Here is an 11456-nt window from a genome sequence, read left to right as displayed (position 1 = left end):
CCACCATGGACGCGTCCCCGATCGTGGGCCTGACACCGGTGGAGAACATGTTCGTGAACTGCGGCTGGGGGACCGGCGGGTTCAAGGGAACCCCCGCCGCAGGCATGACCTTCGCGCACACCATCGCCACCGGCGCCCCGCACAAGCTCAACGAGCCGTTCTCGCTGGAACGCTTCGAAACCGGCGCCCTCATCGACGAACACGGCGCCGCCGCCGTGGCCCACTAGCCGCCGCCACCAGAAAAGGACTAACGCACATGCTGCTGATCCCATGCCCCAACTGCGGCCCGCGGGACGAAACCGAATTCCACTACGGGGGACAGGCCCACGTGCCGTACCCTGAGAACCCCAGCGAGCTGAACGACCACGAGTGGTCCCGCTACCTCTTCTACCGCGAGAACCCCAAGGGCATCTTCGCCGAACGCTGGGTCCACAGCACCGGCTGCCGCCAGTGGTTCAACATGCTCCGCGACACCGTCAGCTACGACATCAAGGCCATCTACCCCATGGGTGCCCGGCGGCCCGACCTGGCCGCCGCCCCGGCCGGCGAATCCGGCACGGCCAGCCTCGCCGCTGACAGCACCACCACCGGTACCGCCGCCCCCAGCCTCGCTGCAACCAGCCTTGCCGCCACCACCACCGCCCCGGAAGGAGCAACCAAGTGACTTCCCAGAACGCCCGGCTCAGCACCGGCGGCCAGATCGACCGCACCATCTCCTGGCGCTTCACGGTGGACGGTGAAGAGTTCACCGGCCACCCGGGGGACACCCTGGCCTCGGCCCTGCTGGCCAACGGCCGCGTGGCCGTGGGCAACTCGCTCTACGAGGACCGCCCCCGCGGCATCATGTCCGCCGGCGTCGAAGAGGCCAACGCCCTGGTCCGCATCGAAGCCCGCTTCCCCGGCCACGTCGCCGAGTCCATGCTCCCCGCCACCACCGTTTCCCTGGTGGACGGGCTCAAGGCCACCCTGCTCAACGGCCTGGGCAAGCTGGACCCGGAGGACGACCGCGCCGAATACGACAAGAAGTATGTCCACACCGACGTCCTGGTGGTGGGCGGCGGTCCCGCGGGCCTCGCCGCGGCCCGCGAAGCCGTCCGCACCGGCGCCCGCGTCATGCTGCTGGACGACCAGCCCGAACTCGGCGGCTCCCTCCTCTCCGGCTCCACCGCCGCCGGCCTGGCGGAGACCATCGAAGGCAAGCCGGCCTTTGAATGGGTGGCGGACGTCGAGGCCGAACTGGTATCCGGCGCGGAATCCACCGTGCTGAACCGCACCACCGCATTCGGCGCCTACGACGCCAACTACGTCATCGCAGTCCAGAACCGCACCGACCACCTCTCCAGCCCCGCGGCACCCGGCGTCTCCCGCCAGCGGATTTGGCACATCCGTGCCAACCAGGTGGTCCTGGCCCCCGGCGCCCACGAGCGCCCCCTGGTGTTCGAGAACAACGACCGCCCCGGCATCATGCTGGCCTCGGCAGTACGCAGCTACCTCAACCGGTACGGCGTGGCCGCCGGCAAGCGCGTGGTCATCAGCACCACCAATGACAGCGCCTACGCCGTCGCCGCCGACCTCGCCGCCGCCGGCGTCAAGGTGGCCGCTGTCGTGGACGCCCGTCCGTCCCTGACCCCGGTGGCAGCTGCCGCCGTCGAATCCGGTATCCGGGTGCTCATCGGCAGCGCCGTCGCCAACACGTCGGCAGACGCGGCGGGCCGGCTGGACGGCGTCACCGTCCGCAGCATCAACGACGACGGCGAGCTCACCTCCGGCGTCGAGCAGATCGCCTGCGACCTGCTGGCAGTGTCCGGCGGCTGGAGCCCGCTGGTCCACCTGCACTCCCAGCGGCAGGGCAAGCTGCGCTGGGACGACGACCTGGCAGCCTTCGTGCCCAGCACCGAAGTGCCCAACCAGCAGACCATCGGCTCCGGCCGCGGCTCCTTCGATACCGCTGACTGCCTCGCCGAGGGCATCTCCGCCGGCGCCAGGACGGCCATCGCAGCGGGCTTCAGCTCCGCCGTCGAGCCCTCCCCGCTGGCCGCGCCGAAGGCCTCCGCACCCACCCGCCAGCTCTGGCTGGTGCCGGGTGAGAGCGGCACCCCGGACGACTGGCACCACCACTTCGTGGACTTCCAGCGCGACCAGTCCGTGGCGGATGTCCTGCGTTCCACCGGGGCCGGCATGCGCTCCGTGGAACACATCAAGCGGTACACCTCGATCAGCACCGCCAACGACCAGGGCAAGACCTCCGGCGTCAATGCGATCGGCGTCATCGCGGCCGCCCTGCGGACCGCCGGCGAAGCCTCGCGCGGCATCGGCGACATCGGCACCACCACCTACCGCGCACCGTTCACGCCGGTGGCGTTCGCGGCCCTGGCCGGCCGGCAGCGCGGCGAACTGTTCGACCCCGCCCGCATCACCTCCATCCACCCCTGGCACGTGGCCAAGGGAGCACTCTTCGAGGACGTCGGACAGTGGAAGCGGCCCTGGTACTACCCGCAGGACGGGGAGGACATGGACGCCGCCGTGCTGCGCGAATGCGCCGCCGTCCGCGACTCCGTGGGCTTCATGGACGCCACCACCCTGGGCAAGATCGAGATCCGCGGCAAGGACGCGGGGGAGTTCCTGAACCGGGTCTACACGAACGCGTTCAAGAAGCTCGCCCCGGGCTCGGCACGCTACGGCGTCATGTGCACGCCGGACGGGATGATTTTCGACGACGGCGTGACCCTGCGCCTCGACGAGGAAACCTACTTCATGACCACCACCACCGGCGGCGCCGCCAAGGTGCTCGACTGGCTGGAGGAGTGGCTGCAGACCGAGTGGCCGGAGCTGGACGTCAAGTGCACCTCGGTGACGGAGCAGTGGAGCACCATCGCCGTCGTCGGACCGAAATCCCGTGAGGTCATCGCCAAGGTGGCGCCCGGGCTGGCAGCCAACGGCGGCCTGGACGCCGAGGCCTTCCCGTTCATGACCTTCCGCGAAACCACCCTCGCCTCCGGCGTCCGTGCCCGGGTCTGCCGGATCTCCTTCTCCGGCGAACTTGCCTACGAGATCAACATCCCGGCCTGGTACGGGCTCAACACCTGGGAAGCCGTCGCGGCTGCCGGGGCCGAATTCAACATCACCCCCTACGGCACCGAAACCATGCACGTGCTGCGCGCCGAAAAGGGCTACCCGATCGTCGGGCAGGACACGGACGGCACCGTCACCCCGCAGGACGCAGGCATGGAGTGGATCGTTTCCAAGGCCAAGGACTTCATCGGCAAGCGCTCCTACGCCCGTGCCGACGCCCAGCGCGAGGACCGCAAGCACCTGGTCAGCGTCCTTCCCGTGGACGGCACGCTCCGGCTGCCGGAAGGCACCCAGCTTGTGGAAAAGGGCCGCTCCACCAACCCGGCGTATGGTCCGGTGCCGATGGAAGGCTTCGTCACGTCCAGCTACCACAGCGCAGCGCTGGGCCGGTCCTTTGGCCTGGCCCTGATCAAGAACGGCCGCAACCGCATCGGTGAGACCCTGGTGGCCGCCGCCGGCGACCAGCTGGTGGACGTGGTTGTTGCAGAAACCGTGCTTTTTGACCCAGAAGGGACCCGTAAAGATGGCTGAAACAGCAGCATTCCCCACCCAGAGCGCCGCGGAACAGAACCGAGCCGCCCGTGTCAGCCCGGCCCGCCAGCTGGCGGAAGACTTCACCGCAGGTTCCCTGGCCGGCACCGTGGAGGTCGCCGAAGTACCGTTCCTGACCATGGTGGGTCTCCGGGCTGACGCAGGCTCGGAGGAGGCAACCCGGCTGGCCACCATCACCGGCGGCCTGCCGGCCGGTTCCGGCGATGTGGCCGCCTCCGGCGACACCTCGGTCCTGTGGCTGGGGCCGTCCGAGTTCCTGGTCGTGGCACCCACCGAGGCCCATGAGTCCCTGGGCGGCAGCCTGATCCCGGCCCTCCGGGAAGCACTGGGCACCGGTGCAGGCCAGGTGGTGGATCTTTCCGCCAACCGAACCACGTTCGAGCTGGTTGGCCCCCGGGCCCGCGCCGTCCTGGAAAAGGGCTGCTCGCTGGACCTGCACCCCCGGGTGTTCAAGGCGGGCACGGCCTTCTCCACCGAGATCGCCAACATCCCGGCCATCCTCTGGAAGACCGGCGAGGAGTCCTTCCGGATCTTCCCCCGGGCGTCCTTCGCCGAGTTCCTGGGCCGCTGGCTGCTGGACGCCATGCGGGAGTACGCCTCGCCAGAGGTCCCCTGATGGCGCTCAGCGTCCTTGACCTCTTCTCTGTTGGCATCGGGCCCTCGTCGTCACACACGGTGGGCCCGATGCGGGCGGCCAAGCTCTTCGCCGACGGGCTGAAGGGTGACGGTCAGCTGGCTTCCACGGTGCGCGTCCAGTCGGAACTGTTCGGTTCCCTGGGCGCCACCGGGCGCGGCCACGGCTCGGACAAGGCGGTGGTCCTGGGACTGCAGGGCCTCGAACCCGAAACGGTTAACACCTTCACGGCCGATGACCAGGTGGCGGCTGCCGCGCTGAACGCCGAGCTGCATGTCGCCGGCAGCCACCGCGTGGACTTCAACTGGGAAGAGGATGTGGTGCTCCACCGGCGCAAATCCCTTCCCGCCCACCCCAACGGCATGACCTTCCGCGCCCTGGACCACACCGGAGCCGTATTGAGCGAGCGGAGTTTCTACTCCATTGGGGGCGGCTTCGTGGTGGACGGCGACGCCGCGGGGGCGGACAAGGTAGTGGCCGACGACACCGTCCTGCCGTACCCCTTCTCCACCGCGGACGAGCTGCTGCAGATCTGCAGCCGCGAAGGCATGTCCATTTCCGACGTCATGCTGGCCAACGAACTCACCTGGCACACCGAAGCCGAACTCCGGGAGAAGCTGCTGGGGCTCTGGGCCGTGATGCGTGAGTGCGTGGAGAACGGCTGCAACGCCGAGGGTATCCTGCCCGGCGGACTCAAGGTCCCCCGGCGGGCACCCGCCCTGTTCCGCACCCTCACCGCCTCCGCCGCGGCATCTGCGGCCAGCGCAGAAGCGGCGGCAGCGACGGCGTCGCCCGTCCAGGCCCCGGCGGACCCGCTGCTGGCCATGGAATGGGTCAACCTGTTCGCACTCGCCGTGAACGAGGAGAACGCCGCCGGCGGGCGGATCGTCACCGCGCCCACCAACGGCGCGGCCGGGATCGTGCCTGCCGTGCTGCACTACTACGTCAAATTTGTGCCGGGAGCCGACGACGACGGCGTGGTCCGCTTCCTGCTGGCGGCGGCCGCCGTCGGAATCCTGTTCAAAACGAATGCCTCCATCTCCGGCGCCGAAGTGGGTTGCCAGGGCGAGGTGGGCTCCGCCTGTTCGATGGCCGCGGCCGGGCTCTGCGAAGTGCTCGGCGGGACTCCGGCGCAGGTGGAAAACGCCGCCGAAGTGGGGATTGAGCACAACCTCGGCCTGACCTGCGATCCCGTGGGCGGGCTGGTGCAGATCCCGTGCATCGAGCGGAACGCGATCGCCAGCGTGAAGGCGATCAACGCGGCCCGGCTGGCCCTGCATGGGGACGGCAGCCACAAGGTCTCGCTGGACAAGGCCATCAAGACCATGCGTGACACCGGAGCCGACATGAAAACCAAGTACAAGGAAACCTCCCGAGGAGGCCTCGCCGTGAATGTGATCGAGTGCTGAGCCATGACAGCCACTGAAACCCATATCCCCAGCCCCAAAGTGCCCACCACCGTGGAACACGTCCTCACGCTGGACTGCCCCGAAGGGCCGGGCATCGTGCACGCGGTCTCCGGCTTCCTGCTGGAACATGGCTGCGACATCATCGACAACAAGCAGTTCGGTGAGCGTACCGAAGGCCACTTCTTCATGCGCGTCCACTTCGTCTCCGAAGGCGACGACTCCACGCTGCAGGTCCTGCGCGACTCGTTTGCCCCCGTGGCCGAAAAGTTCGGCATGCGGTGGCAGCTGGAACGGCAGGGCTCCAAGCGCAGGGTACTGATCATGGTGTCCAAGTTCGGGCACTGCCTCAACGACCTCCTGTTCCGCGCCCGGATCGGTGAACTGCCGGTGGACGTGGTGGCCGTGGTATCCAACCACCGCGACCACCAGGCGCTCGTGGAGTGGCACGGCATCCCGTTCCACCACATTCCCGTCACGGCTGACACCAAACCCGAGGCGGAGGCCCGGCTGATGGAACTGGTGGACGGGCTCGATGTGGAACTGGTGGTGCTGGCCCGCTACATGCAGGTGCTCAGCGACGACCTGACCCGGAAGCTGGACGGCCGCGCCATCAACATCCACCACTCGTTCCTGCCCAGCTTCAAGGGTGCCAAGCCGTACCACCAGGCGTACGCCCGGGGCGTCAAAACCGTCGGCGCCACGGCACACTACGTCAACGCGGAGCTGGACGAGGGCCCGATCATCTCCCAGCAGGTGGTGGACGTTGACCACACGTACGGTCCCGAGGACCTGGTGGCCGCCGGCCGCGACACCGAATGCAAGGCCCTCTCCAACGCTGTGAAATGGCACTGCGAAGGACGGGTCATCCTGCAGGGCAACCGCACCGTGGTGCTCCGGTAACCCAACCCAACTGAATACTGCCGGCGCGGCCGGCCTCCCCTTCCCGGGGAGGCCGGCCGCGCTTTTGTCACGGCTGCCGCTGAGAGGGCGCTAAGCCCCGCGCCGCAAAAGCACCACCTGGTGCACTTCCTCAAGGGCGGCGGCAATCTGGTCCCGTCCCACCCCCGCAAGATACTGCAGCACCAGTCCGTCCAGGGCCGCGAAGAGCGAGCGGGCCACCACCCGGACGTCGCCCTGGAGGCCGAATGCCTCCAGCCCCTCGGCCAGGGCGCTGACATAGCTCTCGTACAGCTGCGCCACGGGGCCAGCCAGTTCCGGCCGCCGCCGTGCTTCCAGGATCATCTCGTACTGGAACGCCTGCAGGCCCGGGTCCTCAAGGAGCAGGCCCAGCAGCGCCTCGGTGAAGGAGCCCTGCTGCCCGGCCGCCTCGCGCAGCCGGGACGCGGCGATGGACTGCTCGGACGCCCACTGCAGTGCCGCGGCAATCAGCGCATCCCTGGACCCGAAATGGTGTGCCACCAGGCTGTTGTTGACGCCGGCGGCCTCGGCGACGGCCCGGTATGTCATCCCGCGCAGGCCCTTCTGCGCCACCACGTCCACCACGGCCCGCAGCAGCGCTTCGCGGCCGGTGCCGTACTTGGAAGGGGAAGCGCTGCGGGCGTCGGAAGGCGTCATGCCGACGATTCTAGCCAGCCGCAGGAGGTCCATCGCTGCCTCTTGACTTAAAACTAAGCAATTGCTTAGATTGCTTCCACGCCGTGATGCCAGTCACAGCACCGGCGCAAACATCATTGAATTCCGGCAACTGCCGGGCCCTTCCCACCTGGAGCAAACCATGGCAACAACTCCTGCCTTCACTACCTCGTCATCCCTCGATCCCGCCAAGAACGAGCCCTTCGAACTGGGCCGGGTCCAATGGGTCCGCCGCTTCGGTGAGGGCGGCCGGCCGGCCCTCGCCTGCGGTTACTGGCACGTCGACCCAAGGGAGGCGCCCGAACCTTTCGACCTCGTTATGGACGCTGACGAAACCATCCACATCATCGAGGGCCACCTCCGGATCGAGGTGGAGGGCGGCGAGGTGTATGAGCTCACGGCCGGGGCTGCGGCGTCCTTCAACAAAGGGGCCCGCACGCGCTGGGCCGTGCTGGCACCCACCGTCGAATTCTTCGTCTACTCCTAGGCGCGTCCCGTGGATCAGGAACACAACATGCAGCAGAAGTGCAGGGAGGAAGGAATCGGCGCCCTGGACGTCGTCGTCATAGGTGCCGGATTCGCCGGCCTCACCGCCGCGCGGGAGCTTACCCGGCAGGGATTGAACGTGCGCATCGTGGAAGCCCGGGACCGGATCGGCGGCAGGACCTGGCTGGACCACCGGCTGGGCCGCGACCTGGAGATCGGCGGCACCTGGGTGCATTGGACCCAGCCGTACGTCTGGGCCGAGCTGAAAAGGTACGGCATCGGAACCGTGGCAAGCCCAGAGCCGCAGCGTGCCTTCTGGTGGGCCGGGGGTGCCCGCCGGGAAGGTGACCCGGCCCGGCTCCTGGAGCTGATCGGCACGTACAACGCCGCGTTCGTGCAGGAGTCCCGCCGCTATTTCCCCGAACCCTTCCGTCCGTTGGCCACCGGGGATTTCAAGGCAATCGACCACATCTCCGTCCGGGACCGGATCCGGGAGCAGTTCCCGGCAGGCCCGGAGCGGGACATCCTGGAGTCCTTCTGGGCGTTGAATTTCAACGGGCCGCTGGATGACGCCGCGCTCACCCAGGCCCTGCGCTGGGTGGCCCTGACCAATGGTGACTGGGCCGTCAACTTCGAAGCCTGTGCCACCTATAAAATCCAGGGCGGCACCGCGGCACTTGCCGCGGCCATCCTCCGGGACGCCCGGACCGCCGTCGACTTCGGTTTCGTTGTTTCACGGATCAGCGACGACGGCGGCATGGTCACCGTCCGCAGCACGGACGGGCGTACCGTCACCGCCAGGACCGCAATCGCCACCGTTCCGCTGCACGCCCTGGGCGCCATCAATTTCGAGCCGCCGCTGCCGCCCGCCCAGGCCGACGCCGCCCGGGGCGGACAAGTGTCCAGGGGCGTCAAGGTATGGATCCGGCTGCGGGGTGAACTCCCACCCTTCGTCGCCCTGGGCAACGCGGACTGGCCGCTGAACTTCTTCCAGGCGGAATACACGCTCGACGGCGACACAATCGCCGTCGGCTTCGGCCCGGACGCGTCGAAGATCGACGCCGGAGACGCCGCGGCAGTGCAGGCGCAGTTGGCCCGGCTGGTGCCCGACGCCGACGTACGGGACGTCGCCACGCATGACTGGGTGGCGGATCCGCTGGCGGGGGAGACCTGGCCGATGCACCGGACCGGATTCCTGGCCAACCACCTCGCTGCCCTGCAGGCAGGGCACGGAAACGTGTTCTTCGCCGGCTCGGACATCGCCAACGGCTGGGGCGGCTTCATTGACGGTGCCATCGAGAGCGGCATGGAAGCCGCACTGGCGGCGGCTTCGAATATCGCAGGCCGCACCGGCACTGCGCTGACCGACAACAACTGATCGCTGGCGGACAAAGCCGCGGTGCGGGCCGCTGCCAAGCTGGATCCCACAGCAATTTTCCCGAGCTCATGACCGTTAAGAAGGATCCAATGAGTATTTCGAATTCCGAGACCCGGACCACTGACGCTCCGGCCAAGGAGCATTCCACGGCACTGCGCGCCGGCAGCATCGGCGTGCTGGGCATCCTGTTCTTCGTCCTCTCCGCCCAGGCGCCCCTGACGGGGATCGTGGGCGCAGCGCCGCTCGCCGCGGCGCTGGGCAACGGTGCCGGCGCGCCGGGCGCCTACCTGATCGTGGGCATCGTCATCGTGATCTTCGCCGTCGGCTTCGTGGCCATGAGCCGGAAGATCCAGGCCAACGGCGCGTTCTACGCCTACGTCACGGCAGCATTCGGCAGGCGGACCGGAGCCGGCGCCGCCTGGCTGGCCCTGCTGGCCTACAGCACCGTCCAGGCTGCCATGTACGGACTCTACGGCGCCGCCTTCTCCGGGCTCCTGGCCTCCGCCGGACTGGACGTTCCCTGGTGGCTGCTGGCCCTGGCGACCATGGCGGGGGTCCAGGTACTGGGTTCCCTCAACATCGAACTCGGTGCCCGCGTGCTGGCCGTGCTGGTGGGACTCGAGGTGGCCATCCTCCTGATGTTCGGCTTCACCGTACTGTTCCACGGCGGCGGCCCGGAAGGCATCAACGTTGCCGCATCCTTCTCGCCGGAAGCCATCGGCGCAGGTGCTCCAGGCGTTGCCATCATGTTCGCCGTGGCTTCCATGTTCGGTTTCGAATCGACGGCCATCTACTCCGCCGAGGCCAAGGACCCGCACCGCACCGTGGCCCGTGCAACCTACCTGTCAGTCGGGGTCATCTCGGTGTTCTTCGCCTTCATCTCCTGGATGCTGGTCAGCTACTACGGGCCCTCCCAGGTAATGGACGCCGCCGGCGCCGCCCTCGAATCCGGGGACGCCACCTCCTTCGTCATGGGCCCGCTCGTGGACCTGTTCGGCCCCTGGGCGGGCGTTGTGGCCGGCATCCTCCTGGTCACCTCGCTGCTGGCCGGCATCATCGCCTTCCACAACGGCATCAACCGCTACCTCCACTCCCTGGCCCTGCGCGGTTCCATGCCTGCGGTCCTCGCCCGGACCAACCGGCACCGCGCACCGGCGGTGGCCGCATGGGTCCAGTCCGCCACCGCCGTCGTGCTGGTGGTGCCGTTCGCCATCCTGGCGCTGGACCCGGTGCTGACCCTGTTCTCCTGGTTCAGCGGCCTGGCCGTGGCGGCACTGCTGGTGCTGTACATGCTGTGCTCCGCCGCCGTCGTCGCATTCTTCCGCCGGGAACGCGCCGGAGCCCAGCTGTGGCAGACCCGCATCGCCCCCGTCCTGGCGGCGGTCTTGCTGGCCTGGGTCCTCAGCCTGGTGGTCAGCAACTTCACGGCCCTCATTGGCGGCAGTGCCGAGACGGCCACGGCCCTGCTGGTGGCGGTCCCCGTGGTCTTCCTGGCCGGCGTTCTGGTGGAGTGGGCCATCCAGCGCCGCCACCACGTCGCCGCCTTGGGCCACGCGCTCACGTAGGCACCGGATTACCTGGCGGGCAGCGGCTTTCCGGCACTGGCCCGGCGCGGAACTTTTGGTCCGCGCCGGGCCAGCACGCGTGCCGTCCCGAACAGGCTGCCCAGCAGCAGCGCCGCAAGCCATGCAACGAAGCCGCCAGCCGGCCACCATCCCGCCAGGCCAAGAAGGGCGGGAACGGTGGCGGACACCTGGCTGGTCAGCACCAGCGACCAGCCAGCGAACGGCTCCAGGCGTCCTGCGCCGAGGGCCAGGCACGCGAACAACAGCCCCCAGAGCGCGCTCCAGCACAGCCAGAGCACCGCCAGGAGTGGATCGCTGCCCAGCCAGGCGGCCGCCAGCTGCATCCCGCAGAATGCCACCATTCCGCAGAACCAGCCGAGCCCGCGGGACCCGAGGGACAGCAGCGCATCCAGCCCCGAATACACGTAAGTAATTCCAAACAGGAACATGCCAGCCGCCGTCAACAGGTCAGCAGGAGCGTGCCCGGCGGTGGAGACATGGACGACGCCGAGCACCAGCTGGGTGCCGCCCACCGCCAGGCTGAGGACGGCGGCGTCCCGGCGGGGCAGGTGCCCAAGGGTGGCCAGGCCGTTTACCAGCAGGGCGGCGCCGGAGAGCAGGAGGCAGACGTACGGCATCAGGCCAGTCCTCTTCTGTGCGCGCCCAGAAGAAATATCACAAAGCGGAATTTTGCTGTCACAATACGGAGATTAGTGCAGGCGGGATGTTCCGGCTAACGTAGGCCGGTCGTAATCCGATAGCTTGAA

At 68.4% G+C, this 11456-nt stretch carries 10 protein-coding genes and 1 pseudogene; 9 read left to right on the top strand and 2 right to left on the bottom strand.

Features of this window, described 5'->3' with window-relative positions; translation table 11 throughout:
* From RM50_RS18725 to purU, 6 genes and pseudogenes are all read left to right on the top strand, one after another.
* A pseudogene (locus RM50_RS18725) lies at positions 1-227 on the top strand (sarcosine oxidase subunit beta); the annotation flags it as partial.
* A 29-nt stretch (positions 228-256) separates the two neighbouring features.
* The gene (locus RM50_RS18720; protein WP_043455851.1) at positions 257-664 is read left to right on the top strand and encodes a sarcosine oxidase subunit delta; all 408 of its coding nucleotides are present in this window, start codon (positions 257-259) and stop codon (positions 662-664) included.
* Positions 661-3603 carry a sarcosine oxidase subunit alpha family protein gene (locus tag RM50_RS18715; protein ID WP_043455850.1) on the top strand — a complete coding sequence of 981 codons (2943 nt, stop codon included), beginning with the start codon at positions 661-663 and terminating at the stop codon, positions 3601-3603. Before RM50_RS18720 ends, RM50_RS18715 begins: the two co-directional genes overlap by 4 nt.
* Positions 3596-4240 (top strand): sarcosine oxidase subunit gamma, encoded by a 645-nt coding sequence (locus tag RM50_RS18710; protein WP_043455849.1) that lies wholly within the window; start codon positions 3596-3598, stop codon positions 4238-4240. Before RM50_RS18715 ends, RM50_RS18710 begins: the two co-directional genes overlap by 8 nt.
* Complete coding sequence (locus tag RM50_RS18705) at positions 4240-5667, top strand: L-serine ammonia-lyase (RefSeq protein WP_043455848.1); 1428 nt, start codon at positions 4240-4242, stop codon at positions 5665-5667. The genes RM50_RS18710 and RM50_RS18705 overlap by 1 nt, the downstream gene beginning before the upstream one ends.
* Positions 5668-5670: 3 nt before the next feature.
* Positions 5671-6567, top strand: a complete 897-nt coding sequence (purU, locus tag RM50_RS18700; protein WP_052260366.1) for a formyltetrahydrofolate deformylase — start codon at positions 5671-5673, stop codon at positions 6565-6567.
* A gap of 90 nt (positions 6568-6657) precedes the next feature.
* Here the strand turns inward: purU and RM50_RS18695 are convergent, their stop codons facing one another.
* Positions 6658-7242, bottom strand: coding sequence for a TetR/AcrR family transcriptional regulator (locus RM50_RS18695; protein ID WP_043455847.1), 585 nt, complete (start codon positions 7240-7242; stop codon positions 6658-6660).
* Positions 7243-7402: 160 nt separating this feature from the next.
* On the opposite strand from RM50_RS18695, the gene RM50_RS18690 reads away from it, so the two are divergent.
* The 3 genes from RM50_RS18690 to RM50_RS18680 all read left to right on the top strand — a co-directional run bounded on the left by RM50_RS18690 (position 7403) and on the right by RM50_RS18680 (position 10689).
* Entirely contained in the window at positions 7403-7747 is a 345-nt protein-coding gene (locus RM50_RS18690; protein ID WP_043455846.1) for a cupin domain-containing protein, read from the top strand.
* 9 nt (positions 7748-7756) lie between these two features.
* Positions 7757-9124 carry a flavin monoamine oxidase family protein gene (locus RM50_RS18685; protein ID WP_240472016.1) on the top strand — a complete coding sequence of 456 codons (1368 nt, stop codon included), beginning with the start codon at positions 7757-7759 and terminating at the stop codon, positions 9122-9124.
* A gap of 89 nt (positions 9125-9213) precedes the next feature.
* A complete protein-coding gene (locus RM50_RS18680; RefSeq protein WP_043455844.1) occupies positions 9214-10689 on the top strand; it encodes an APC family permease in 1476 nt (491 codons plus the stop codon).
* Between the two features lie 8 nt (positions 10690-10697).
* Here the strand turns inward: RM50_RS18680 and RM50_RS18675 are convergent, their stop codons facing one another.
* Complete coding sequence (locus RM50_RS18675) at positions 10698-11327, bottom strand: AmiS/UreI family transporter (RefSeq protein WP_043455843.1); 630 nt, start codon at positions 11325-11327, stop codon at positions 10698-10700.
* Positions 11328-11456: the final 129 nt, after the last annotated feature.

The sequence above is a fragment of the Pseudarthrobacter phenanthrenivorans genome, from assembly GCF_000813845.1.
Lineage (GTDB): Bacteria > Actinomycetota > Actinomycetes > Actinomycetales > Micrococcaceae > Arthrobacter > Arthrobacter phenanthrenivorans_B.
Note: the sequence above shows the minus strand (reverse complement) of the source record. Positions and strands in the feature narration are given on the sequence as shown.